The following is a 25,715-nucleotide window of genomic DNA, read 5'->3' on the forward strand; positions in this document are numbered from 1 at the left end:
AAGGCACAACATGCAAACAATAACGACGGTAGCTGAGCTGCGTCACGTTGTCGCGAGAGCTCGCAGGGCTGACAAGCGCATCGGGTTCGTTCCGACGATGGGTTACCTACACGAGGGCCACCTGACACTGGTCGAGGCGAGCAGGGCTCAAACCGACGTCACGGTAGTGAGCATCTTCGTCAACCCCGCTCAGTTCGCGCCAAATGAGGATCTCAGCACGTATCCGCGCGACTTCTTGCGCGATCAAGAACTGTGTCGCGATGCGGGCGTTGCGATCGTCTTTGCGCGGATGTACAGGAGATTTATCCGACTCAATTTGAGACTTTCGTCGAACCGGGCGAGCTCGCAAAACCAATGTGCGGAGCTTTCAGGCCTGATCATTTTCGTGGGGTGGTGACTGTCGTCGGCAAGCTGTTCAACATAGTGCAGCCGGATGTCGCCTTTTTTGGGCAAAAGGATTTTCAGCAATGCGCGGTGGTGCGCCGCATGGCAATTGACCTCAATCTTCCAATTGAGATCGTCACCGTACAAACCGTGCGGGAACCGGACGGACTCGCGATGAGCAGTCGCAACCGCCATCTAAGCGAGGAAGAACGCCGGCGCGCTCTTGCCATCAGCCGTGGGCTGTTCGCCGCTGCGGATAAGTTTCGCTCAGGAGAGCGCGACGTGGAACAGCTGATTGCGATCGCAAAGGCGCATTTGAATACAGTCGATCGACTGCAGTACCTCGAGCTTGTCGACGCTGATACGCTCAAGCGCGCCGAGAGTTCTCTGCGGCGTACAGCTGCACTATGCGCCGCAGCCTACGTCGGTTCGACACGGTTGATCGACAACGTGATACTGCCGTTGTCGACCCCTCAGTACGGTTCGCAACCAAACGACGGAATGAGCTCAGAAATGAAATACTGAAGTTTTCAGTGAATGGGTGTTTTCGTGGACGAACAGTTTTTGAGGGAGCCGGGCTCGGATTATTCCAGGCAGTCCTCTTCGTCAGAATGAGACTCCTGGATTTTGAGCGACGATCTGGAACTCGCTTCTTATGACAGCCGACGGCATATTTTCTTTCCGAGAAGCGCGCTTCGAGGACGCGGAGGCGACTTACTGCATCACGAAGGCGTCAATCGCCGGCCTTGCAGGGGCGTCCTATCGGAAATCGAGAATTGGATGGGTAAGCCCAAGCCGGCCTTTTACGATGAACTGATCGCCAAGGGACGATTGACCGCGTGTCTGTGCGACGGTGTTGTGGTTGGATTTGTCGACGCCCAGCCTAGTGAACTAACTCGGCTATTCACCTTGCCTGACGTCGCTGGTCTCGGACTCGGGCGCCGCCGGTTGGCGATTGCAATCGAGCAGGCAGGTTGGGCCAAGGTGGGCCAATAAGTCTCGAGGCGACGATTAATGCAATGCTGAAAGGTTTTATCGAAATCTCGGGTTCAGAAGCCTGGGCAGAGGCGACTTCTCCCACGGTCTCGGCGGCGAGCCGATTGAGATCGGACAGATGGAATTGTGAATTCCGGTGCTGGGGTCGGCGAGTTCGCCTCCCAAAGGTACGTCGCGTATGCCAACGCTAATTATCGGAGACCTGGCGATCGCGGCCAAGGCGATTTGTCGGCCAGCACCAGCGCGCCATCGATGCGCTGACTCCATCGAAACAAGCCGCTCGAACGCAGAATGTAGGCGTCAGGAAAAGCTAGAGAGCGCTCTGTCGCGAGGTGGAATCGCAGAGTTCTCATCCGATCAAACGCACTTGAATCGCGAAACGCGAAATATGCATTATCTTCCTCATTAGGGATGGGGAGATCTCCAAATGTTGGATGCCGCTACCACCGTGCTTCTGCGCGCGATCCTCGACGAGGTCTGCGAGAGCCTTTCCCCGTACAATACCGGTGCCCGCACCTACGTCGCCTCGAAGATTCTGGAGGCCGCTATCAGAGGTGAGACGACGCCCGAGCGCCTCAAACAAATCGGCCGCGAAGCCCTTTCCCAAAGACCGAGCATGTGGAGGTAGTCCCTCAAATGAAATGTCGAGGTCACGGTCCTGAAGATCCTGGGTGAGCTATCCGGACGAATTCGCACCGATGACTGAGTTTGAGCGTGACATGGCCATTTTGACGACTTGTGTTGACCGGTCAAACGGCGCAACGCAGCGATTGCTGCTCTCTCTTCTGAGGTGCAATCGAGTGTATTTCATGCGCAAATCATGACCTTGTTTCCGGTAGCTTCCTGCCACTGACCGCGGCCAGCCTCGCGCTGCTCTGCTCGAGCCTGCTCGTCTTTGCCTTCGCTTAGCGGCTGCATCGGACGACGAGGAGCCGATCGAGATCGTGCATATGGAAGTGTGAAATCCGATGGTCTCGCTGCTGTGAACGATGCGTCGGCATCCAGAGGCGTCCTGCGGCATTGCAGCTTCGCGAAAAAGCCGCGGCGTCGGTACAAGCCGGGTATCCGAAATCCGTCGGAAAAGGCGTTAGAATAGGGAATTCAGGCGTCAGTGCCGCGACATTGCATTAATCAATATCGCCATATGACTACTGTGCAGGGGCGAACGTCACCGCCGATGTTTATGGGGACCGGCAAAGTACGATTGCGCGGCTAAACCTATCCAATACGACGAATCAGCAAATGATCTGGCTGCAGGACAACCTGATGCGCTCGGGAGCGAAGTAGTCCGATCCGAGCGCTGGTCGACCGCGACGGGTCAGCTAGTCCGGAATGGAAACGAGGCGTCTGAAACTGCCGGCAAGCTAATGTAACTCCAACCAGGGCGGCAGGACTATCTTGTTCAATGCCGCAACCAGAGACCTGTCCGGGCACAACCTTGATGGCAGATGCCTGCACGAATGGACCCTGCTGCTTGTGAGCGCCGCGACGGCGGTGCTTGCCGGCATCGCGGCTGCGGACGCGGCCGACTGCCCGCGTAAGGACGCGCTCGGGACTTCACGCGTGCTCGCCGTTGACGCCAAGACTTATCCGCGGGTCGGACTATAGAGTTTTCCTCAGACCCTGCGCTTGGCCGACCACGAAGTTGTGTTGACCTTCGACGACGGGCCCCGGCCGCCGTACACGGAAAAAGTGCTGACAGCGCTCGCGCAGGAGTGCGTCCGAGCCACATTCTTCCTGGTCGGCAAGTCGTCGGCCCAATTTTCCGAGCTCGTGCGGCGCGCGGCCGCGCAAGGCCACACCATCGCGCACCACACATGGTCGCATTCGATGGCGTCCGAAGATCAGCTTCGAGAAGGCGAAAGAGGACATCGACCGCGGGATCGCGGCCGACGAAATGGCGCTCCATGGCATATCGACAATTGCGCCCTCGACGCCGTTCTTCCGCTTCCCCAATTTCGACTCGACGCCTAAGACGCTCGATCTGCTTCAGGACCGGGGCATAGTCGTGTTTGGAGCGGACCTGTGGGCAGCGACTGGGAGGAAATGACACCAGACCAGGAGCTGAAGCTCATCACCAGCCGACTGAATGCTGGGAGGAAGGTATCATTCAATTTCACGACGCCAAGGCACATACCGCCGCGATAATGCCCGCCTTCCTACGGCACCTGCACGACAACGGCTATCACGTCGTTCACATCGTTCCGACAGCGCCGGAGCAGAGGAAGGCTGATACGCATTGATGGCGAAATGTCACGCCGCGCGTAGAATGGAGTAATCTTGAATCAACTAAGCCTTCGTTATGCTAGCCGGCGCAATGATGGAGGGCGAAGCGCGCCTGAGCCGTTTCGGGACCGCTCTGTCCTACGAACCGTAAAGTGACGTAGTAGGTTACTTCAGACGCCTGCCTCGTCCTAGCCGTTTGCGCGCTGGCAGGAGTGCTGGCGCGCATAGCCCGGCATCTTCGTCGTGCGGCACTACCTGATTCTGGAATAGCAGAAGCCCACCGCTTCATCGATGACCTAAGCTTTCTTCTGCTGAAATGCCGCGACCGTCTTTCGCTGTAACGCGTGTCCGCAAGCATTAGAACAGTCTTCCAACAAGCAGGTCCGTAAAGTGATCCAAGGAAACAATAGAGACAATCTCGCACGACATTGCGTGACGCTACTCTCATAAAGCATTGAACCGCAAAGCGATGGCTCGCCGTGAACCCGGCTCATCAGGGGGCTGTCTATTCGAAGAACACGAGAGAAGCTGGCCTCAATCGCGAGCTCAACGACCAAATTGAACCCCTTGTCGGACGCCCGCGATGTTCTACGTCGCACCGCAACAAATGGCGCGTCCGATGAGAAATTAAAGAAAACTGATTATCTAAACACAAGAAAAACAGCATGTCTTGGACTCGCGCGTTCGACAAGTTTCTGAGAGCATTGATCTCAGGCAATGCTGTTGGTCAGGGACGCTCATGATGCTCGCGCGCAGCCATCGCAATGGGGCCGCTGAACGTCATTGCTCGGAATTGGATCCGGAAAATCGCTGGTCGGCCTGCTGCTCGAGCTGCTTTACAAGGGGGAAAGTAGATCCATCCGTCTCGCAAGCGGTCAGCCGCCCTCCTGTAACGTCCGAGCATGAACACGATGTGGGGCGACACGCAGGTCCAAAGAAGAAGAGAGCGCTCCGTGCGACCATTACGGAGTTCGACAAGTTATCGTTCGATTTTCTGAGATGTTTTTAGCTAGGAGCGAGATGTTTTTAGCTAGGAACGACACGAAGACGCTATCACCTCAGTGTGAGCTAAGGCGTCATCTGACCTTCAACCGCGCGGCGTATCTGTTTTGAACCGGGGGCTGCGGCAGCCTCCTGACCCTAGGCCGCCGCTGGATCAGGTCGTATGTTGGTTAAACCTTAGAAGAGGATATGACATGGTGACCACGCGTGAAGTGTCTATCGATGACGCCACAACGGTGACTCACATGGTTGCTGCCTTACTTGCCGAACTTGAGGGCGGACAAAAGCAGGGCGGACTAGATGCCCAGCTTGCTGTCGACCTACTGGCCATGAAAGAGCGCGTCTATGGGTTTCTGGCTTTCACGGAGGAACGCCCGGTCGGCCTCATTATGTTGTCGGAAAGCGCCGCCCTTTTTGCGGGCGGAACCTACGGTATTATCACCGAACTCTACGTGGTGCCGGATCAGCGATCGTCTGGGGTCGCGATGCGTCTCATTGAGGCTGCGGTGGGCCTGGGTACGCTAAAGGACTGGGGCCAGCTTGAAGTGGGGGCGCCGAGGCAACCCATGTGGAGCCGTAGCCCCAACTCAGCATTGTACTTGAAGGCCGGTTTTGCGGAGATCGGCCCACGCCTCAAGTTGCCGTTACACGGCTTAGCTAGTCAACGTGCGAAAGGTAATGCTGCGGGGAGATCGCGGTTAGATCCTCGGCGGCAACGCGCGCTAGGCCGCTGTATCCCGGATTCGTCTTCAAGATTTGCGTGAGCGTCGATTTGCCGGCGCCCGGTTTACCCGCGACGAAGTTTGTAATGCCGGCTTGTCGCGGTGAGCGATCGGCAATTGTCGGAGGAGATCCTGGCGGACGCGGTCGAGGCGGCGCTGAGGCTTGCGAATGGCCGTGATGCGTTGGAACCTCCGTTGGCGATGTGTGGCAATTTCCTGGTGGCTGCAATGAATCTCCGGCCGGAGCAACACTACGAAACTTGATTTGCCCGCACCGGCCGGGTTAGCGTTTCGCGCGGCCTTAGAACTTCCGCAAGTTCGCTTAGTTCGCACTGGATCGCCGCCTGGGTCTCTCAGGCGGCGGTCCGGATCAAAGCCCGTCAGGGGCTCCCTCCATCTCGTCATTTCGTCGCAGGGCGCGGCGCCATTATCGGCATTGCCGCCTTGGCCATGATGAAACATGATGGGCCTTGGCCCGAGACGACTTGTCTTCGGGAAGGTGGAGATGACACCGAACGCGCAAAGCGCAGATTCGGCCGGTTGAAGGAGCTCTTGACCGCCGACAGCACGCCCTCCGCAATCAGCGGGATGTCCATCGGGCGCTCGCGGAGCGCCGGCATGTGCACCGGGAATGCGGCGAGGCGGTAGTACAGGTCGCGCCGGAAGCGACCGGCCTCGACCTCGGCCTCCAGGTCGCGGTTGGTCGCCGCCACCACGCGAACGTCGACCTTGCGCACGCGCTGCGCGCCGAGCGGCCGGATCTCGCCCTCCTGCAGTACACGCACCAGCTTGACCTGGAACGCCGGGGAGGTCTCGCCGATCTCGTCGAGGAAGATCGTGCCGCCATCGGCGACCTCGAACAGGCCGATCCTGGTAGGCGCCGGTGAAGGCGCCCTTCTTGTAACCGAACAGCTCGCTTTCCGAGAGCTCGTCCGGCAGCGCGCCGCAGTTCTCGACCACGAACGCCTTGTTGGCCCGCGCCGAGCCGTAATGGATCGCGCGGGCCAGAAGCTCCTTGCCGGTGCCGGATTCTCCGGTGATCAGAACCGAGATATCGTAGTCGGCGGCGCGCCTGCCGAGCTCTCGATCACGGCGTGCATCGGGCTTTCCGTCGAATGCACGATGCGGTCGAAATCGTAGAGCTGCTTGGCCACTCCGCGCTTGACCGAGACGACCTTCTTGATGTCCCCCGAGGTCGCCTTGACGTCGACGCCGGCGGTCTCGGTCCTTCTGCAGCCGATAGAGCTGAACCGCTTCCTTGACGGTTTCGACCAGTTGGTCCGGCTGCCAGGGCTTGGTGATGTATTGATAGATGCCGGCCTCGTTCAGTCCTGCGATGATGTCCTCGGACTCACGCCGGATTCGTGCGGCATCCGCTGGTCGCAGAGGATCGCGTGGGCGATCTCGCCCTCCAGCAGCTTCTCCACATCGGTCGCATTGCCGACGCAGAGCACCTCGAAATCCTCCCTGAGCACGCGCCGCAGCGCTTCCTGCGAGCGGACCTCGTCGTCGACGACAAGAATGGTTCCCTGAATGCTCACGATGGCACCGCCATGCCGACAGGCCGATCTGGCGCACGCCGGGACCGGTGACCAGCGATGGTCAGCGGCGTGCGCGACTTCGGCACCTTGTGGATGAAATTGTAGCGCGCGACGTGGTAGCTCGGATCGAAGCCGTAGAAATTCAGCTTCATCCGCCGCAGCTCCTCATCGCGGTAGGATTGCAGGGGCTTCTCGGCCTCATCGGCGGCGCGCCGCTGCCGCTTGGCGGCGAGGCGCATGGCAAAGCCGGCATCCGACGCCATGGTGGCGCCGCGCTGTACGAGGCTTATATCGGCAAGCTCCTCGCCCGATAGCACGCGATCGACGATGCCGAGGCGCCGCGCCTCCGCCACGCCCATCGGGAGCCGGCATTGCGTGATCCGGGTTGCGTTCGCGGCGCCCGCATGGCGCGGCAGCAGATAGGTCCAGTATTCCGAGCCGTAAAGATTGCCCATGTCCTTGTAATGCGGATTGAGGACGATCTGGTCGCTTGCCCAGACCTCGTCGGCGCCAAGACTCAGGAAGACGCCGCCCGCACCCGCATTGCCGCGAATGACCGAGACGACCAGGCGGTCGGTGGTCTCGATGATCGCGCGGGCAAGATCGTCGATCGCATTGATGTTGCGCCAGGACTCATCCGCGGGGCTGTCGGCCGCCTCGATTTCTGCAAGATGAATGCCGTTCGACCAATAATCCCGGCCGCCGGTCAGGAGCAGCACCCTGGTCGGGCGCGCCAGCACCGCGCGATAGGCCTCGAGCAGGGCCTCACAGTCGCCGGTCGGCATGGCGCCGTTGTAGAAGGAGAACGCGAGCTCGCCGACCTCGCCATGCTCGCGATACCGGATCGGGGCGTAGCCGCAGCCGGGCCGGTGCGGCAGATGCGCCGCCTCGGCGGCGAAGAGTTTCGCCGCCGGCAGCTTCAGGCTCTTCGGCGCGAGCTTCCTGACATGCCCGATCCAGACCGCACCATCGACCGTGGCGCGCGCCAGCGCGCCGTCGCATTGCGCGACGACGGTGCCGGGCACGCCGGAGATGCCGTGCGCCTCATGCGCATCGAACAGCCTGACCTCCTGGAAGGACAGGCTGTCGACCAGGCCCGGCATGCCGTCGGCGCTGTCGATCTTGCGCAGCACGGTCGCGGTGGTGTCGTGCTGCCAGTTGATCGCCCGGCCCGCCTGGAGGCAAGGTCCGCGCACGCGAATGCGCGGGTCGTCCGTGTCCATCGGCTGCGGGGCAGGCCGTCCGGATTCGATCGCCGCGACGGCTTCGAGCACCGCCGCAACCGCGCAGGACGTCACCTCATTGCGGTAGATGCTGGACTTAGGCGCGCGCCGCATCGGGAAGCTGCGGAACGCCCAGACCGGACCGGCGTCGAACTCGCCATCCGCCTGCAAGACCGTGACGCCCCACTCGCTTGCACCGTCCAAAATCGCCCAGTCGAGCGCCGCCGGACCGCGATCGCCGGGCGGACCGGGATGGACGACCAGGCACCGAAGGCTGCGCCAGACGTCGTTGGGAATCGTCTGCTTCAGGAACGGCGCGATCACAAGGTCCGGCCGATGCAGCGCCACGCTCTCGCGCGTGACCTCGGCATGGATGTCGAGCTCGACCGCGACATCGTGGCCTCGATCCCTGAGCTCGACATGCAGCCGCTGCGTCAGGCTGTTGAAGGAATGCGACAGGAGCAGGATGCGCATGATTTGCCTCAACAGATTCTCGGCAATTGCTCGCCCGACAGCCAGTCGACGATCCGCCCGCCGCCGAAGCTCGTGGCCATCTGCACGAAATGATGATCGTCGGCCACGGCCTCGCCGATGTCGGCGGCGTCGCGGCCAAGCGGATGCGCCCGCATCGCGGCCAGCACTGCAGCAGCACTTTCGGGCGCCACGATCGCGACCAGCTTGCCCTCATTGGCGACATGGAGCGGATCGAGCCCGAGCAGCTCGCACGCTGCCGCGACGCCCGGCTTGACCGGGATCGCCTCCTCGCGAAGATGGAAGCCGAGGTCGGACTGCTGGGCGATCTCGTTCAGCGTGGCTGCAAGCCCGCCGCGGGTGGGATCGCGCATCAGGCGGATACCGCGGCCGCCGCCTTCGACCATCTTCGCGACGAGATCGTTCAGCGCCGCCGAATCCGAGACGATCTCGGTCTCGAAGGCGAGATTCTGCCGCTTCGACATTATCGCCACGCCGTGATCGCCGAGCGTGCCCGAGATCAGGACGCGATCGCCGACGCGGGCATTCTCCGCCGAGAGATCGAGCCCGTCGGGCACGACCCCGACGCCGGCGGTCGAGATGAACAGGCCGTCGGCCTTGCCGCGCTCGACCACCTTGGTGTCGCCGGTGACGATGTGAACGCTGGCCGTGCGCGCAGCCTCGCCCATCGATTCCGCGATCATCTTGAGGTCGGCGAAGCGGAAGCCTTCCTCGATGATAAAGCTTGCAGAGAGGTAGAGCGGGCGTGCACCGGCCATGGCGATATCGTTGACGGTGCCGTGCACTGCAAGCGAGCCGATATTGCCGCCGGGGAAGAAAAGCGGCGAGACCACATAGCCGTCGGTCGTTATCACCATGCGCCCGGCACCAACGTCGAATGCCGAATGGTCGTTGCCGCGCGCCAGCCATTCATTGCCGAAGGCCTCGTGGAACAGACCCGAGATCAACTGCGCCATGGCCCGGCCGCCCGAGCCGTGGGACAGGTCGACGCAGCCGTTCCTGATGTCGAGCTTGCGCTGGTAGGTCTTCATGACACACGCCTTTGCTGGTGGTCGCGGAAGCGGCCATAGGTCCAGTGTGCGGCGCAGGCGCCTGCGGCGCAGGCGCCTTCGGCGGAGACCATGCAGGAGCCCATGGGCGTCTCCGGCGTGCAGACGGTGCCGAACAGCTTGCAGTCGACCGGCTTCTTCACGCCGCGCAGGATGGTGCCGCATTCGCAGGCGGGATTGTCGTCGACGCGCAGCTCGTGCATGTCGAAGCGCACCTCGGCGTCGTATATGGCGTAAGCGCGCTTCAGCTTCAGCCCGCTATACGGAACCTGTCCGAGCCCCCGCCATTCGAACTGATCGCGCAGCTCGAAGATGTTGGAGACCTCCTCCTTGGCGCGCAGATTGCCGTCGCGGTTCACCGCGCGGCTGTACTGGTTCTCGACCTCGTGCCTATCCTCGTTGACCTGCCGCACCAGCATCAGGATCGCCTGCATCATGTCGAGTGGCTCGAAGCCCGCGATCACCACGGGCTTGCCGAACTCCTCGGCAAAGAACTCGTAAGGGGCCGTGCCGATGATCGTCGAGACATGGGCCGGCCCGACGAAACCGTCGATCTCGACCCGGCCGATGTTGCGGATGTCGGGACTTTCCAGGATGTTCTGCATCGCCGGCGGCGTCAGCACGTGGTTGCAGAACACGGTGAAGTTTTCGAGCTGCTTCTTCTCCGCCAGCCGGATCAGGACTGCAGTCGGCGGCGTCGTGGTCTCGAAGCCGATGGCGAAGAACACGACCTCGCGTCCGGGATTGTCCTCGGCGATCCGGATCGCGTCGATGGTGGAATAGACCATGCGGATGTCGGCGCCGCGCGCCTTCGCCTTCAACAGCGATGCGCCCTGCGAGCCGGGAACGCGCATCAGGTCGCCATAGACGCACAGGATGACGTCCGGCCGCTCGGCGAGCCGGATCGCCATGTCGATGCGTCCGGCCGGCAGCACGCACACCGGACAGCCGGGGCCGTGGATCATCCGCACGTTCTTCGGCAGCATGTCCTCGAGGCCGTAACGCGAGATCGCGTGGGTATGGCCGCCGCAGAATTCCATGAAGCGATAGAGCTTTTGCGGATCGGCTTCCGCGCGGATCGCTTTCGCAAGCCCGAGCGCGATCTCCTTGTCGCGAAACTCGTCGGCATATTTCATGACGCGGCTTCCTGCCCCTCGGCGCTAAGCTCGCGCAGCAGCTCGAGCGTCCGCATTGCCTCCTCCGGATCGATCTTCGTCAGGGCAAAGCCGACATGGATGATCACATAGTCGCCGACGGCGAGATTCTCGATCAAGGCGACCGATATCTCCTTGCTGACGCCGTCGATCGAGACGATTGCCATCTCGTCGGGTAGGAGCTTCGTGACCTCACCAGGTATCGCGAGACACATCAGGCGGTTCCTTCGAGGCCGTACTGTTCGAGTTGGAGCGCGGCGATCCAGGCCTGGCCGAGGCTGAGACCGCCGTCATTGGGCGGCACTTGCCGCGGCAGCAGCGGCAAGAGACCGGCGGCGATACAGCCGCGCTCGATCTCGCAACTGAGGATCGCGTTGAGAAAGCAGCCGCCGCTCAGGGCGACGGTCGTGACGCCGGTCTCGCGCGCCGCACGGGCGATCCAGTCGACGCAGGCAGCGGCGAACGTGCCATGGAACAGCCCGGCCCCCTCGACCGGATCGATGCCCTCGGCCGCAAGGCGCGCAAGCAACGGAAACAGGGACAGCACCCCATCCTCGATCGTCCAGCCGTCTTTCATGGAGCGCGGCGCGCGAACCCGCGCCTCCAGTTTCATCGCGGCTTCGCCCTCATAGCTCTGCACCTGGCAAAGACCGAGCAGCCCCGCCGCCGCGTCGAACAGCCGGCCGGCGCTGGTCGTCACCGGTACGCCCGGCTGGTCGAGCAAGGCATGGAGACGCGTAGCCTGCGGCTGCGCCGCAAACCGGGTCGCGATCGCGTTGCCGCGGGCCAGGCCATGCAATGCGCTTGCAGCCATGCGCCACGGCTCGCGCGCGGCGCGATCGCCGCCCGCCATCTTCATCGGCGCTAGATGGCCGAGCCGCCGGAACTGCGCGCGCTCGCACAGCAGGAGCTCGCCCCCCCAATTGCCGCCGTCGCTGCCCTGGCCGAAGCCGTCGAGCACCAGCGCCAACGCAGATCCCGCGCGGCCATGCTCCGCCATCACGGAGGCGGCATGGGCATGATGGTGCTGGACTGCGATCAGCCGCCGCCCGCTCGCTTCGGCGAGGCGGGTCGAGGCTATGTTCGGGTGCAGATCATGGGCGATAACCGCCGGCTCGACGTCCAGCGTCGACAGCAGGTGGCCGATGGTTTCCTCGAAGACACGGACGCCTTCGGCGGTATCGAGGTCGCCGACGTGCTGGGAAACGAAGGCCTCGCTGCCGCGCGTGACCGTCACGGTCGACTTCAACGCGCCGCCGACCGCAAGGATCGGCGGCACCGGTCGCGCCAGCCGAACCGGCTCTGGCACGTAGCCGCGGGCACGGCGGATGAACTGCGTCCGGCCGGCGACGACGGCCGCCACGGAATCGTCGGCGCGGGTGATGATGTCGCGATCATGGCTGATGATGAGGTCGGCGATGCCGGCAAGCCGCAGCTCGGCCTCGCGATTGTCGATCAGAAGCGGCTCGCCGCCGGGATTGGCGCTGGTGGCGACGATCGCCCAGCTCTCGCCGGCGAGCGGATGCGCCGCATCCAGCGCCTCGAAGATCAAATGAAGGAGCGGAGTGACCGGCAGCGCGATGCCGATCCGCGCCAGCTCCGGCGCGATCGCCGGCGAGAGCCGATGGCGCGATGTCAACAGCACAATCGGCCGCGGCGACGTCTCGAGCAAGGCGAGCTCGGCAGCATCGGCGTCGGCGATGCCGGCGACCGCCTCCACCGAGCCGACCATGACGGCAAACGGCTTCTGGCCGCGCTGCTTGCGCTGGCGCAGGCGCTGCACGGCCGCCTCGTCCCGGGCATCGCAGACGAGCTGATAACCGCCGAGCCCCTTGACTGCGACGATCTTGCCTGCGGCGATCGCGGCAGCGATGTCCTCGATACCGTGGCTGAGCCGCGGGCCGCATTGCGGGCAGGCGATCGCTTCGGCATGGAAGCGGCGGCTGCCGGGATCGGCATAGTCGCCCGCACAGGCCTTGCACATCGCAAAGCGCTTCATGGCCGTGGTTGCGCGGTCGTAAGGAAGTCGCTCGGCAATGGTATAGCGCGGACCGCAATGGGTGCAGTTGACGAAGGGGTAGCGATAGAACCGGCTGGCTGGATCGAACAGCTCGCTCAGGCATTTTGGACAGGTCGCGGCATCGGCGACGATGCGTGTCGACACCCTGCCCTGGTCGCTCGCGCGGATATAAAACCCCTCGCTCGCCACCGCCCCGACTGGCTGCACCGAGATCTCGTCGATCCGGGCGAGAGGCGGCTTTTCCAGCGGCAGTGCCCTGACGAAGTCCGACGCGCGCTCGCCCTCGACCTCGATGACGACGCCATGGGAATCGTTGGCGACGAAGCCGCCGAGGCGGTAGCGCGTGGCGAGGCCGTAGACATAGGGGCGAAAGCCGACGCCCTGTACCGCGCCGCGCACGTGCAGGCGCAGCCGCCGTCCGTCCCGCGCCGCGGCCTCGCCGCCCATCGTCACTCCGCCGCCGTCATCGCGGAAGGCGTCGTCGCCGCCATCCGCTTGCGGATCCAGGCAAAGAACGCCGCAAAGCCTTCGCCGGTGCGCGCCGACACCGTTAGCACCTCGATCTTCGGGTTGACCCTGCGCGCATAGTCGATGGTCTTCGCCAGATCGAAATCGAGCACGGGCGCGAGATCGATCTTGTTGATCAGCATCAGCGACGAGGCTGCGAACATGTCGGGGTATTTCAGCGGCTTGTCCTCGCCCTCGGTGGTCGAGAACACCACGATCTTGCAGGCCTCGCCGAGATCGAACGCCGCCGGGCAAACCAGGTTGCCGACATTCTCGATGAAGAGCAGGCCGCCGTTCAGCCAGGGCAGCCGGTCATAGGCCTCGCCGACCATGGCGGCGTCGAGGTGACAGCCCTTGCCGGTATTGACCTGGATCGCCGGCACGCCGGTCGCGCGAATGCGCTCGGCATCGTTAGAGGTCTGCTGGTCGCCTTCGATCACGCCGATCGCAAAGCTTGCCTTCAGCTCGGACACGGCGCGGACCAGCAGCGAGGTTTTGCCGGTGCCGGGGCTGGAGACCAGGTTGAAGGCGAGCACACCGTCGGCCGCGAAGCGGGCGCGGTTGTCGGCCGCAAGCCGGTCATTCTTGCCGAGGATGTCGCGCTCGACCTGGATGACGCGGTCGCTGCTCATGCCGGCGATCTTCTGGCCCGCGGGATTGGCGCCGCAGTCGAGCAGCCCGGCCTCATCGGGGGCGTGGTCGTGGGCACCACCGTGGTGATGGCGGTGACCGTGGTCGTGGCCATCACCGCGGTGATGATGATGGTGCCCGCCGTGCTCATGGCCATCGCCGTGATCATGATGATGACCATGCGCATCTTCGATCGATGCCTTGCCGTCGCTGCAGCCGCAGACTGTACACATCAGTCGACCTCCAATTCCCTTACGCGCATCTCTTCGCCGCCCGTCACCTGCAATTGGTCGCCGCCGCATGACGGGCACGGCTCGTAACGCTGCCCGATCTCAACGGTTTTGGAACAGGCCATGCACCAAGCCGTGCCGGGCGTCTCGACGATCTCGAGCCGCGCGCATTGCGCGATGGTCCGCGCGGCCACGGCCTCGAAGCAGAATTTCAGCGCCTCCGGCGCGACATGGCTCAGCGCACCGATCTCCAGACAGACGACGTTCACCTTGGTGAAAGCGCGCTTGCGCGCTTCCTCCTCGACGATACCGACGATGCCTTCGCACAGCGCCATCTCATGCATGGCCGGCCTCGCGAAATTTCAGGCTGAAGCCGACGCAGGGATCGAAGGAGCCGACCAGCGCGCGAACCGCGTCCTGTCCCTGCCGGCCGGTCGCGAGCGTAGCGCCCTTGAGGCTCCTGACCAGCGGTCCGCGGGCGTGAAAATTCCAATCGGTCGGTGCCAGGAACTCGAAGTTGACGACGCGATCCTCGTCGTCCAGTGCGACGGCGTGATGGAGGCGCCCGCGTGCGCATTCGACCGCGGCTGCCCCCTTGCCCGCGCCGAGCCGGTAGCTCGCGACGACGCCTTCATCGAAATCCGCATCGCCACGAGCGAGCCAGGCGCAGAGCCGCGCGACCTCGGCAATCCGCGCCTTCAGACGCGCGGCGGAGCCCGCTTCCGCCGCCGAGACCGCTTCACGGCGTACCCTGCGCGCCCAGACGCCGGTTTCCGGTACCCGGCCGCAGAGGTCTGGCGCATCGGAATAGGCCGCACCGTCCGCCAGCAGACGCGTGACGATGTCTAAATCGTCCGCCACCGTCAGGAAGGATGGATCGGCCTCCCGCTCTGACACCAGCTTGCCGTGGCATCCCGGGACGGAGGCGGCGAGCGGGCTGCTCGGCGCGGGCGTCTCGTCTTCTTCGCCGGCGATCCCCATCGCGCCGAGCGCGGCCTTGATCTGCGCCACCGCGTCGCGATGCAAGGCCGGCGGGACGGCCTCGTCCGCGCCCCCAAGCAGCGCGCTTGCCTGCATTACGGCGCGCACCGCCGGAGCGTTTGTGCCGTCGAGCGCGAGCCGCCCGACGAACAGGCCGCGCAGCAGTTCGGTCAGCCGCTCGACGACGACTGCGGTGACGCGGCGCCCCACCGTTGCGGGAGCCGCCTCCCGCCCTTGCGCGGCTTCCACCGCCGACTGGAACGCCACGTGATGGGCGATCGAGCACAGCGAGAACAGACGCGGCAGTACCGGAAGCAGCGAAGCCGCGGGCTTTCCCGGAAACAGCCGCGTCAGCGGCGGCCGGTTGCGCGGCTTGATCGCGACGTCGGCGATCGTGGCGCCGGACAACAGCACCGTAATATCGATCTCGTTGCGGAACGAGAGACTCATCCATGCCGCTCCGTCAAGGCACCCCGCAGGAAGTTACGCCGATCGATCGGGCTTGTCGCGGGCTCGCGGCGGCGAACCGCCTCCTCGCTGTCTGCCGGCAGCATCAATTCGGCAAGCGCGGCTTCGGCCGTCGCTCGCGCGGCATCCATGTCGGCGAATTGGAACATCGGCGAGAACAGCGAGCAGCTCGCGATCCGGCCGATCCGGGCGACCTCGTTGAGGGCGAATTCGATATCGCCCGCGGGAAAACGCATTCGCACAGTCGCGCCCGAGGTGGCTAGCGTCACCGCGCCCGCCGTCATCGCCACGTTCATGAACCACGGCGTGACAATGATGCCGACGATCGTGCCGTTGAAGGGACGAAAACCGACCGCCTCGACGCCGAGCGCATCGTTGTAGATGGGTAGATCACGCATCGCGCGCTCGCCGATCTCCCGGTAGCTTGCGGCCAGAAGCTCGCCCAACGCCGCGGCGTCGGCGTCGCCTGCAGGACCTGACGCAGTCGCTGGCGCGCTGCCTGTCATGTTTCGATCGCCATGAACTTGGATTTTGGCGCGTCGCAATTCGGGCAGTGCCACTCCTCCGGCAGCGCCGCGAACGGCGTGCCCGGCGCGATCTGCGCTACCTCATCGCCATCCGCCGGATCGTAGACGGTCCAGCAGATGCCGCGTGAAGTCGGCGACGTCCTGGCGCACGCCAAAATTCTCGAAGGCGCTCATTTGAAGTAGGCCTCGATGATTTCCTGCAGCCGCTCGGCGGAATCCTCGAAATCCTCGTCCGCTGCCAGCGCAACCGTCGGCACGCCACCGACTTCGAGCGTATCGAGAATGATAGTGTCCATGGCGTTGAAGAACTGCACCGACCAGACATTGCGGATGCCGGTGGAGAGCACCCGGCAGGTGCCGTAGCCGCGCGACACCAGCTGAATCGGTCCGTTCCGGATCGTGTCCTGCAGGAAGCTCATGTCGACCGGGCTCATCGGCAGCAGCGTGAAATTGATGATCTGCGAGCGAATGCCGGGCCGCCAGGCCTGTGCCTGCTCGCGGATTTCGGCGAGCACCGGCAGCACGTTCATGACGCCCTCCGGCACCTGCCCGATCTCGAAATCGGCGGATGTCAGGTCGGCAGCCGCACGCTTGACGATCTCGGGAACCGCGCCGATCTCGAGATATTCGGAAGTGGCGTCGGTCTCGAGCCGCAGACGCCAAATTCCCGCCAGCACCGATTCCTGGATCTGCGCCAGCGATCCGTCCGGCAGCGCGACGACGCCGGCGACCTCGCCTTCGCCGAGCACGTCGGCCACCAGCTTGCTCTCGAGATCGTTGAGATTAGCCAGCCGAAACAGTTTTGTCGGCGCGTTCGCCTTTTGATCCGCGATGGCATCCGCGATCCTCGCGAGCAGCGCGACCGCGTTCGGGCAGCTCTTTGCAAGCTCCGCACTGTCGAGCGTTGCAAGCTTTGCGAGCGCGCCGGCCGCCGTCAGGCTGCCCTTCGCTGCATTGAGACTCTCGTCGCCGATCGGAAACACGTTGACTGGTTGCTCGGCGCCTTCGGGCACATCCCAGAAGCCGGCCTTCATAGCCGGACCTCTTGTGCGCAATGCTGGGGAACGATGGTGACGGCGACTGCGGCGCCTTGCCCGCGCGGCCGGTCGATCAGCTTGGTGATGCGGTCGGCATAGACCGACCAGTCCTGGATCTTGGCGATCAACCCCAGCGTCTTGCCGTTGGCGACGAAGATCAGCGTCGGCTGCACCCGCACCTCGAAGCGCTCGCCGAGCGCACGCTCAGCGTCGCGTGCGATGATCGCACCGCGCAGTCGATTGCCGAACGCTGCGATAAGCTCGGGCAGCACCACGGCGACATCGATTGCCTCCGGAAAGCTGTTGGGATCGCCCGCCGACAGCAGCACCGCGACCGCACCGGCCTCGTCCGCTTCGCCAAGAAAATGATCGACCGTCGCAGCATCGACCTCGGGCAGACCACTCCGCGCCAGATCATGCTTTCCCACCTGGAATTCCATCGAACCTCTCCTGACAAGCTTGTGTTTTTGCCAAACTAGAGGTTAGCAAGCCACGTGCCAGGATCGGTTATCACATGTCCGGATTTATCCCATTGATCCAGATCATGTATTTCTTGGCGCCGACTGCCGCCGAGGCCGGCCGGTCACTGATGTCGTCAACACATCAAACGGGAGAAGCAGCGGCGATCCTATAGTCGGACCGAAGGTGCTCGGGTAGTTGCGGCTCGCGGTCGATGAGGTCGGCGAAGAAGCGGTCGCAATCCTCGCCGTCGAGCGCCGCGCTGAGACCTTCGATCGCATTCGCGATCAGGCGTGCCTCGTCCTCGTCCAGCAGCCGGATCGCGGTGTCGATATAGACCAGCACCTTGGCGCCGACCGGAGGATTCGACAGCAGCAGCACAGAGACGGGGCGCTGCTCGCCGCGATACGCGCACAGCGCCGAGATCCCGTCGGTCTCGACAATCGTCATGGGCAGGCCGAGGCACATGGGCAAATCTCCGGCAGTGTGGCCGATCAGGCCGGCCGCGTCTCGTAATGGAGATGATCGATGTCATTGGCGAGCAGCCGCTCGATATCTGCCAATGGCTCGGCGCGTTGGCTCACCGTGAGGCCCCATTCGGCCAGGATGGCGCAAGCGAGATTGATCGCCGGCGCGATCTGGTCACGCACCGGCGGCGTCAGCGGTCCGCCCCAGTCTTCGAGATCGAGCGGCTGGCAGCCGATCAGCACCAAATGTGTCGGGCAACGGCCGAGCAGGTCGGCCGCGCTGATGACTTCCTGGAAGCCGGTCTGGTGCAGGCTCATCTTCTTGGCCCCGGTGAAACGCGGCACCTCGTCGTCACGCACAAGCTTCAACTGGCCGGGCTCGAGGCCATAGTCGATCGCGTCGAACACGATCAGGCGGTCCGCCTCTTCCAGATAGTTGACGAGATAGAGCCCCTGCGTGCCGCCATCGAGGATGGTGACGTTGTCGGGCACGGCGTAGCGGCGGTGAAACTCCTCCACCGCGCGCACGCCAAACCCTTCGTCGGCCCACAGGATATTGCCGATGCCGAGCACCAGGATGCGATCGTCTTGCGAGAATGTCGGCTTCACTTGGCGTCCGCGTCTCAGTCGCGGAATTGCCGTTCGCCCGAGATCATCGAGGAGATGATGCTCCGGCGCGACATGATGTCTTCGCGGATCGCGGTGTAGATGTGCACCATCACGAACACGACCAGCGCCCACATCCCGAGATGATGCCAGGTGTGGACGTCCTGGCTGTTCGGCCAGATCGCAAACACCCAGCCGAACAGCTTGTGCTGCCAGCTGTCGATGCCCTGACCTTCCGAATATAGTGCAAAGCCGGAGACGATCATGAAGGCCACGAACAGCGTGAATCCCGTGAACATCGCGGTCTGCGCCAGCGGATTGTGGCCGACATGCATCTTCGGCTCGCGCGCCAGGAACGCGTACCAGCGGATTTCGTGCAGCACTTCCTTCCAGAACTGATTGCGGTGAACCGGGATGTAGAAGATCTGCCGAGAGTGGTGGTTGCCGACGAAAGCCCACAGGATGCGCGTGAGGAAGAATACCGCAAGCACCTGCCCCGCGGCGAAATGGGCGAAGCGGATGTAGCCCATCACGAAATTGTCGGACGCCTCGCCCGCGACCGTCGGCAACGGCGTTCCGATCAGATAGCCGGTCACCATAAGCACGATAATCGAGAACGCGTTCACCCAGTGACAGATCCGTACCGGCGCTTCGTAGACATAGGCGCTGGGACGACCCACCGCACGTTCCCCGGAAGCATCGGCTGCGATCGCTGCGAGGTCGGGCCTGGCTTCCGAGGCGGGAGCAACTGCATCCATCATGATCCTCTCCTACCTGACCTTGACCTTGGCGAGCTCCTGGCCGTCCGGGCTCATGACGTGCGTCGAACAGGCCAGGCACGGATCGAAGGAATGGATGGTGCGCAGGATCTCCAGCGGCTGCTCGGGATTGACCATCGGCGTGTTCATCAGCGACGCCTCGAAGGCGCCAATATTTCCCTTGGGGTCGCGCGGCGAGCCGTTCCAGGTCGTCGGCACCACGCACTGGTAGTTGTCGATCTTGGTGTCCTTGATCTTGACCCAGTGCGCGAGCGCGCCGCGCGGCGCCTCGGTGAAGCCGACTCCCTTGGCCTCCTTCGGCCAGCTCTCCGGCTTCCACTTGTCGACATTGGCGGTCGAGCTGTCGCCGGCCTTGATGTTGGCGACGAGCTTGTCCTGGAAGTAGCGCATCTGGCGTCCGGCCCAGACGGATTCGAGCGCACGCGCCGCCGTGCGGCCGAGCGTCGAGAACAGCGCCGACATCGGCAGGTGCAGATCCCGAAGGAACTTGTCGACGGGATCCTTGAACTCCGCCTTGTTCTGCGCGTAGCCGACGACCCAGCGCGCCAGCGGGCCGACCTCCATGGCGTGACCGCGCCAGCGCGGCGCCTTGATCCAGGAGTACTTGCCGCCTTCGTCGAGCTGCTCAATCGCCGTCTTGGTGCCCTTCGCGTTGGGTCCCAGCACGTAATTCGGCTCGGTGACGCCGTCCCAGGGATGAAGTCCCTTGGTCTCGTCGGGATATTTGTACCAGGAGTGCACCACGAACTCCTGGATCTCGTCGGGATTGGCGTGGTCGACCGGAAGCACCTTGGACAGGTTGCCGTTGATAATGGCGCCGCGCGGCAGCTTCAGGCTCTTGGCCGAATAGTCGTTGGCATGTTCTGGCACATCGCCATACGAGAGTACGCTCTGGCTCGAAAGGCCGCCGCCATAGAGCCAATCCCTGTAGAATGAGCCGATCGCCGCCACGTCGGGCAGATAGACCATTTCGTTGAACTCGATCAGACGGTCGATGATCGAGGAGATCAGGTTCAGCCGTTCCATGTTGATGGCGCCGATAGCGCCGGTGCCGTCGACATTGATCGGACAGGGCACGCCGCCGACGAGCCAGTTAGGATGCGGGTTCTTGCCGCCGAAGATGGTGTGAATCTTGACGATCTCCTTCTGGAAATCGAGCGCCTCCAGATAATGCGCCACCGCCATCAGATTGGCTTCGGGCGGCAGCCTGTAGGCCTTGCTGCCCCAATAGCCATTCTTGAACGGACCGAGCTGTCCGGACTCGACGAACTTCTTCAGCCGGGTCTGCAGATCCTTGAAGTAGCCGGGCGACGACAGCGGCCAGCTCGAGATCGACTGCGCTAGCGTCGAGGTCGCCCGCGGATCGGCCGAGAGCGCGGAAACGACGTCGACCCAGTCCAGCGCGTGAAGGTGATAGAAATGGACGATGTGGTCGTGCACCTGCAGGGCAAGCTGCATCAGGTTGCGGATCGAATTGGCGTTCTCCGGGATGGTGATCCCGAGCGCGTTCTCGACCGCGCGCACCGAGGTCAGCGCGTGCGTGCCGGTGCAGACGCCGCAGATCCGTTCGGTGAACGCCCAGGCGTCGCGCGGATCGCGGTTCTTCAGGATCACCTCGATGCCGCGCCACATCGTGCCAGTGGAGACCGCGTTGCGGATGACGTTGTCGGCGTCGACATTGACCTCGACCCGCATGTGACCTTCGATACGTGTCACGGGGTCCACGATGATGCGCTTGCCGGAATTGTCGAGATTGAAACCGTTGGGAGTCTGGATACCCATGATTGTCCTGCCCTGCTGTGTCTTTTCGATCAGCTATTGTGGTCGGCGTCTTCGCGCTTGGTCGCGAGCCGCTTGACAGCGGTCACAGCCGCATGCGCAGCCACCGCGGCGCCGACGGCGCCGGCCGCCACCATGCCGATCTGATCGGCGTTCTTCTCGATGCCGAACTGCTTAATGTTGGTGAGACGGTCGTAGAACGAGCCCTTGTCCCAGAAGCCGTCCTCCGAGCAGCCGATGCAGCCATGACCCGACTGGATCGGGAAGGACACGCCGCCGTTCCAGCGCACGGTCGAGCAGGCGTTGTAGGTGGTCGGCCCCTTGCAGCCCATCTTGTAGAGGCAATAGCCCTTGCGCGCGGCCTCATCGTCCCACTCCTCGACGAACTGCCCCGCGTCGAAATGCGGGCGCCGGTAGCACTTGTCATGAATGCGCTGCGAGTAGAACATCTTCGGTCGGCCCTGGCGATCGAGCTCGGGCAGCTTGCCGAAGGTGGTGATGAAGGTGACGACGCCGGTCATCACCTCGGCGATCGGGGGGCATCCCGGCACCTTGATGATGGGCTTGTTGGTGATCACCTTGTCGATCGGAGTTGCCTGTGTCGGATTGGGCTTTGCCGCCTGCACGCAGCCCCAGGAGGCGCAGGCGCCCCAGGCGATGATTGCCATCGCGTCCTCGGCCATCATCTTCAGCTTCTCGACGAACGGCTTGCCGCCGTCGATGCAGAACATCCCGCCTTCATTCAGCGGCGGATTGCCTTCCACCGCGAGGATATACTGGCCTTTGTGCTTGGCGCGGGTCTCCTCGAGGATGGCTTCGGCCTGGTGGCCCGCAGCCGCCATGATGGTGTCGTCGTAGTCGAGCGAGATCATCGACAGCACCACATCCTTGACCAGCGGATGCGCGGAGCGGATGAAGCTCTCCGAACAGCAGGTGCATTCGAGGCCGTGCATCCAGATCACGGGCACGCGCGGCTTAGTCTCGAGCGCGTTCGCGATGCGGCTCGCCGCCAGCGGTCCGAGGCCGAGGCTTGTCGCCGTCAAGCTGCAGAATATATGAAAGCGCCGACGCGTGATGCCTTGCCGCCTGATCACCTGTAAAACGTTTCCGTCGCCGCGCCCATGAATCCTCCCGCCTTCGGCTTTGACTTTTCGATGACGCGAAGGGTAGCAAGAAGCAGGCCAACAGCCTGGAGAGATTCAAAAGCGGAGGGATTCCATAACGTTGCGAATTTGAACCACTTTCATGAACGGTACGCGAGGACGCTGCCAACACGAGAAGCAGAAACAATTCGATTTGCAGCCGGCAACGAAGTTTCCGGTCAATGCGCGGTGCACACCATGCAGGGATCGAACGAGCGCACGATGTGCTGGATCGCAACCGCACGCGGGCCTGCGTCGCCGACATCAGTGCCGACCAGCGCCTGCTCCAGCTGGCCGCCGACGTCGAAGGAATCGCGCGGCGAGAAATTCCAGGTGGTCGGCGATGATCTAGTAGCGCTCGATCTTGCCGTCGCGCACCGCCATCCAGTGCCCGAAGCCGCGGGCGGCCTCGACCAACCCGACATAGCTTCTGTCGGGGAGCTCGCGCGATTTGTCGCAGAACGGCCCCGACAGCCGCAGCGCGCGCGTCCGCTGCTCCATGGCAAGCGCGATGGGCGCGGTCTCGATCAGCCGTGCGATCACGCGGCTGCGCACGTTGGTGCCGTCCCGCGCGACCAGATCCGTGATCGGTGCCTGGCCCGCCACCGTCTGGCGCGCGATGGCACCGACCCCGATCGGCTGGCCCGACAGCCGCGGCGCCTTGCACCAGCTATAGGCCGCCGGCTTGTCGGGATCTGCGACTGTGCTGCTATGGGCGGGATCCGCAAAGGAATCCCGCATCCAGGCATGCGAGACGACCTCCGTGGTTTGCGTCAGCGGCAGCGGTTCGACGATTGCGCGCTGGCTGAACAGGCCGCGCGGAAACAACTCGCCGTCGATACCATCATAGCCGCCGTAGCTCATCATCAGCCCCGTGACCCGACCGAGCTCAGTCAATGCCAGACTGTCCGCAAGCCGCAAGAAATGCGCGAAGTCGCCGCCACGGCCCTCGCGCCAGCCGTCCAGCTCGTCGGCGGTTGCGATCGCCAGCACGTTCTCCAGCGAATCCGCGAAGACGATACGCTCGAGGAAACCTCGAAACGCCGTCGTGATCGACAAGAGCCGGATCCGCTCGCCGAGATCGATGGCGCGCTGGTGCCGCCGGGCTGGAACGCCATGCTGTGGGGCCATTTTCCGGCATGATCCCATGGTCTCGAGCAGCCGCGCCCGCGCCGGCAAGGCACCGCGCTGCCGCGGGTGGCGGCAAAGCGCTCGCGCGCCTCCTCGTGCCAGCCATGGGCGTCATAGGACTCGCGGGCAAAGTCCGGCATAAAGAAGATGTAGAAATGGGTCAGATGGTCGGCCGCGTTCCCCGCGGCATGGGCGATGTTGGTGGCGAGCAACCCGTTGGGCGCCGCCTCGATCGACATGGCGCGCGCAGGGCGGCCGCAGCCGCGACAGATTGCGAGACCGAACAGATGCCGCAGATCCACGGTGCCAGCGCCAGCGCATCGAGCGGCGGCCGACCTTCCAGGATCTGCTCGAAACCTCGGTAGAGCGGCGCCGTCACCTCGGCGCGCATGACGCGGCCACTCTCGACATCGAGGTGGACTTCGAGATCGCCCTCGATGCGGTTGAACGGGCCGATCGTGATCCGCGTCATGGCTTGCCCTTCGTCGTCGCGCGACCCGGCGGCACGACCACATGGTCGGCGGTCGCGTTAAGCCGCACGCGGCGCGGCGTCGCGGACTTCGACAACGCGGCGAGCGCGACGAACCACGCCTTCGGCATGTCGGTCGGAAGCCCGACCGGAATGCCCGCGAGCTTGGCGGTCTCCAGAAAGTTCTGCGCCCCTTCGAAGCCCGGCGACGTGCAGGCGATGCAGGTATAGCCGCCCTTGGTGCAGGAGCCGCCACCGTTCCAGGAGCGCTGGTTGCAGTCGCCGACCGCCTGCGTCGCTTGCAGCCCAGATGCTCCATCAGGCAGGCGCTCTCCGACATGGTCTCGGCGCTGGCCTTGAACTCGTAGAACTCGTTGCGCGAGCAGCCGTGGTGGCGGCAAGGTCCTTGGTGGTCAGTGCCAGGATGGTTTCCATCATCCAGCCCGGATGCGGCGCGCAACCCGCGACGTTGATGACGGGAAGACCGAGCCGCGAGCGGAAGTTCGCGCCGAGCGCATCGCCGCTGTCGGCCCCTTCGAATTGCAAGCCGACCGATCGCGAAATGCTCGCATCATAGATAGCCAGCAGGACGGCCCGCGCGCCTACATCGAGCCATCGGGAAAGGCGGATCGTCCGGCGGCGCAACGGGCGATGCCTCGGCCATCACGCTTCCCGGCGGCGTATCGGGCGATGCGACCCGCGGCGCCTCAGCTTCGACAGCCGGACGATTGGCTTCCCGAACGAGGGATCCCGACCCCTCGTCATGGGCGTCACACGGCCAGGGAACGCGTCGCGCAAGCGCTGCAAGGCTTGGGGGACGCGACCGGTCCATCCAACGGAGCGCAAGCCTGGCGTAATGCTTTCGCGACGTCCGGACTACGCGATTGAGCTTCGCGATCCGAAAGGATGGGCTCTTGTCGGATCCTGCCGCACCCGAGCGGAGCTTGGCTCTATGGACGGTCGAGAGACTTAATCTCAGCCCCCAGCAGCGCAGGAAGTCGGGTTGCCAACTTTGCATTCTGCTTTCTTGGACTTAGTTCAGTTGCTTCGGCTGTACCGGAGTTGAAACTCATTGGCCGACTGGCATCCCCCCTGGCCGAGAGGATCCGTACCTGTACATCTCTCGGCTTCGCCACATAGGGCGACGACGTCACCAGAACATCAGCGCCAGCCTGCGCATAGGCTGCGGCATTGCCGGCGTTGATGCCACCGGCGGCTGCTTTGAGTCCAGCCGACAAGTCGGAGAGCACCGGCGCACGCCAGACCCCTCGTTCTGAGTGAGCCATCCGCGTGCCCAGCTCGAAGGGACGCGCGGGGGGCCGGCCTCTGTGCGGCGATGAGCCTTCTGTAAGGGCCCAACGCTGGCCAGTCTCCCAAGGCGTACGGATGGGACGACTTACGAAAGGCTCACGAGCTCGGCGCGTGCAGCTGGGACACGTCAACATCACGCGGAGCTGCCGAGTTGCTTCCTCGAGCAACCAGACGGATCACAGCGTAGGAAAGCGTTCGCACCGGCCTTGCAGATCCAAATACTGCGCAATTATCGGACAATCGGTGTGGTGAAATCCGTCGAAAGGCGCGCTCGAACGCGGGATTTGAGCGTCAAAACGCGACGCGGAGCTATCGCCAAATTTTGGTGACGGCCGGGGCCGGTCAGGCGGCGGCGGTTGTGGGCTGACGGTCGGTCGGCTTTG

The 25,715-nt window shown here is 63.7% G+C and carries 18 protein-coding genes and 8 pseudogenes; 5 read left to right on the top strand and 21 right to left on the bottom strand.

Going from position 1 to position 25,715, the window contains the following annotated elements:
- The first annotated feature begins 10 nt into the window (after window positions 1-10).
- From panC to AC0L3X_RS39270, 5 genes and pseudogenes are all read left to right on the top strand, one after another.
- A pseudogene (panC, locus tag AC0L3X_RS39250) lies at window positions 11-909 on the top strand (pantoate--beta-alanine ligase).
- Between the two features lie 255 nt (window positions 910-1,164).
- On the top strand, window positions 1,165-1,380 hold the full coding sequence (locus AC0L3X_RS39255) for a GNAT family N-acetyltransferase (RefSeq protein WP_439034135.1): 216 nt from the start codon (window positions 1,165-1,167) through the stop codon (window positions 1,378-1,380).
- 427 nt (window positions 1,381-1,807) lie between these two features.
- On the top strand, window positions 1,808-2,008 hold the full coding sequence (locus AC0L3X_RS39260) for a hypothetical protein (RefSeq protein ID WP_439034136.1): 201 nt from the start codon (window positions 1,808-1,810) through the stop codon (window positions 2,006-2,008).
- Between the two features lie 842 nt (window positions 2,009-2,850).
- A pseudogene (locus AC0L3X_RS39265) lies at window positions 2,851-3,623 on the top strand (polysaccharide deacetylase family protein).
- 1,179 nt (window positions 3,624-4,802) lie between these two features.
- Window positions 4,803-5,372: a GNAT family N-acetyltransferase gene (locus AC0L3X_RS39270; RefSeq protein ID WP_439034137.1), complete on the top strand. Its 570-nt coding sequence runs from the start codon at window positions 4,803-4,805 to the stop codon at window positions 5,370-5,372.
- A gap of 476 nt (window positions 5,373-5,848) precedes the next feature.
- On the opposite strand, the pseudogene AC0L3X_RS39275 reads toward AC0L3X_RS39270, so the two are convergent.
- The 21 genes and pseudogenes from AC0L3X_RS39275 to AC0L3X_RS39375 form a co-directional block, all read right to left on the bottom strand.
- A pseudogene (locus AC0L3X_RS39275) lies at window positions 5,849-6,871 on the bottom strand (sigma-54-dependent transcriptional regulator); the annotation flags it as partial.
- Window positions 6,868-8,568: a hydrogenase maturation protein gene (locus AC0L3X_RS39280; RefSeq protein WP_439034138.1), complete on the bottom strand. Its 1,701-nt coding sequence runs from the start codon at window positions 8,566-8,568 to the stop codon at window positions 6,868-6,870. The gene AC0L3X_RS39280 and the pseudogene AC0L3X_RS39275, both read right to left, overlap by 4 nt.
- Before the next feature lie 8 nt (window positions 8,569-8,576).
- Window positions 8,577-9,617, bottom strand: a complete 1,041-nt coding sequence (gene hypE / locus AC0L3X_RS39285; protein WP_473317313.1) for a hydrogenase expression/formation protein HypE — start codon at window positions 9,615-9,617, stop codon at window positions 8,577-8,579.
- Window positions 9,614-10,771, bottom strand: a complete 1,158-nt coding sequence (gene hypD, locus AC0L3X_RS39290) for a hydrogenase formation protein HypD (protein WP_439034140.1) — start codon at window positions 10,769-10,771, stop codon at window positions 9,614-9,616. Before hypD ends, hypE begins: the two co-directional genes overlap by 4 nt.
- Entirely contained in the window at window positions 10,768-11,004 is a 237-nt protein-coding gene (locus AC0L3X_RS39295) for a HypC/HybG/HupF family hydrogenase formation chaperone (protein WP_444592962.1), read from the bottom strand. The genes hypD and AC0L3X_RS39295 overlap by 4 nt, the downstream gene beginning before the upstream one ends.
- Window positions 11,004-13,256, bottom strand: a complete 2,253-nt coding sequence (gene hypF / locus AC0L3X_RS39300; protein ID WP_444592963.1) for a carbamoyltransferase HypF — start codon at window positions 13,254-13,256, stop codon at window positions 11,004-11,006. Before hypF ends, AC0L3X_RS39295 begins: the two co-directional genes overlap by 1 nt.
- 2 nt (window positions 13,257-13,258) lie before the next feature.
- On the bottom strand, window positions 13,259-14,179 hold the full coding sequence (gene hypB / locus AC0L3X_RS39305) for a hydrogenase nickel incorporation protein HypB (protein WP_439034142.1): 921 nt from the start codon (window positions 14,177-14,179) through the stop codon (window positions 13,259-13,261).
- Window positions 14,179-14,520 carry a hydrogenase maturation nickel metallochaperone HypA gene (hypA, locus tag AC0L3X_RS39310; protein ID WP_439034143.1) on the bottom strand — a complete coding sequence of 114 codons (342 nt, stop codon included), beginning with the start codon at window positions 14,518-14,520 and terminating at the stop codon, window positions 14,179-14,181. The genes hypB and hypA overlap by 1 nt, the downstream gene beginning before the upstream one ends.
- Complete coding sequence (locus AC0L3X_RS39315) at window positions 14,513-15,607, bottom strand: nickel-dependent hydrogenase large subunit (protein WP_444592964.1); 1,095 nt, start codon at window positions 15,605-15,607, stop codon at window positions 14,513-14,515. The genes hypA and AC0L3X_RS39315 overlap by 8 nt, the downstream gene beginning before the upstream one ends.
- Entirely contained in the window at window positions 15,604-16,131 is a 528-nt protein-coding gene (hybE, locus tag AC0L3X_RS39320; protein WP_439034145.1) for a [NiFe]-hydrogenase assembly chaperone HybE, read from the bottom strand. The genes AC0L3X_RS39315 and hybE overlap by 4 nt, the downstream gene beginning before the upstream one ends.
- A pseudogene (locus AC0L3X_RS39325) lies at window positions 16,128-16,326 on the bottom strand (rubredoxin). Before AC0L3X_RS39325 ends, hybE begins: the two are co-directional and overlap by 4 nt.
- The gene (locus AC0L3X_RS39330) at window positions 16,323-17,186 is read right to left on the bottom strand and encodes a hydrogenase expression/formation protein (RefSeq protein ID WP_439034146.1); all 864 of its coding nucleotides are present in this window, start codon (window positions 17,184-17,186) and stop codon (window positions 16,323-16,325) included. The pseudogene AC0L3X_RS39325 and the gene AC0L3X_RS39330 overlap by 4 nt, the downstream one beginning before the upstream one ends.
- On the bottom strand, window positions 17,183-17,629 hold the full coding sequence (locus tag AC0L3X_RS39335; protein ID WP_439034147.1) for a thioredoxin domain-containing protein: 447 nt from the start codon (window positions 17,627-17,629) through the stop codon (window positions 17,183-17,185). The genes AC0L3X_RS39330 and AC0L3X_RS39335 overlap by 4 nt, the downstream gene beginning before the upstream one ends.
- 163 nt (window positions 17,630-17,792) lie before the next feature.
- A complete protein-coding gene (locus AC0L3X_RS39340; RefSeq protein ID WP_439034148.1) occupies window positions 17,793-18,116 on the bottom strand; it encodes a HypC/HybG/HupF family hydrogenase formation chaperone in 324 nt (107 codons plus the stop codon).
- 26 nt (window positions 18,117-18,142) lie between these two features.
- Window positions 18,143-18,724, bottom strand: a complete 582-nt coding sequence (locus AC0L3X_RS39345; protein ID WP_439034149.1) for a HyaD/HybD family hydrogenase maturation endopeptidase — start codon at window positions 18,722-18,724, stop codon at window positions 18,143-18,145.
- Between the two features lie 14 nt (window positions 18,725-18,738).
- Window positions 18,739-19,482 (bottom strand): Ni/Fe-hydrogenase, b-type cytochrome subunit, encoded by a 744-nt coding sequence (gene cybH / locus AC0L3X_RS39350; RefSeq protein ID WP_439034150.1) that lies wholly within the window; start codon window positions 19,480-19,482, stop codon window positions 18,739-18,741.
- A 9-nt stretch (window positions 19,483-19,491) separates the two neighbouring features.
- Window positions 19,492-21,282 (bottom strand): nickel-dependent hydrogenase large subunit, encoded by a 1,791-nt coding sequence (locus tag AC0L3X_RS39355; RefSeq protein ID WP_439034151.1) that lies wholly within the window; start codon window positions 21,280-21,282, stop codon window positions 19,492-19,494.
- A 29-nt stretch (window positions 21,283-21,311) separates the two neighbouring features.
- Window positions 21,312-22,402, bottom strand: a pseudogene (locus tag AC0L3X_RS39360) (hydrogenase small subunit).
- A gap of 198 nt (window positions 22,403-22,600) precedes the next feature.
- Window positions 22,601-24,024 (bottom strand): annotated as a pseudogene (locus AC0L3X_RS39365) (nickel-dependent hydrogenase large subunit).
- A pseudogene (locus tag AC0L3X_RS39370) lies at window positions 24,021-24,576 on the bottom strand (NADH-quinone oxidoreductase subunit B family protein); the annotation flags it as partial. The pseudogenes AC0L3X_RS39370 and AC0L3X_RS39365, both read right to left, overlap by 4 nt.
- A gap of 539 nt (window positions 24,577-25,115) precedes the next feature.
- A pseudogene (locus AC0L3X_RS39375) lies at window positions 25,116-25,241 on the bottom strand (ModD protein); the annotation flags it as partial.
- Window positions 25,242-25,715: the final 474 nt, after the last annotated feature.

The organism is Bradyrhizobium sp. MI1.7 (genome assembly GCF_055811795.1).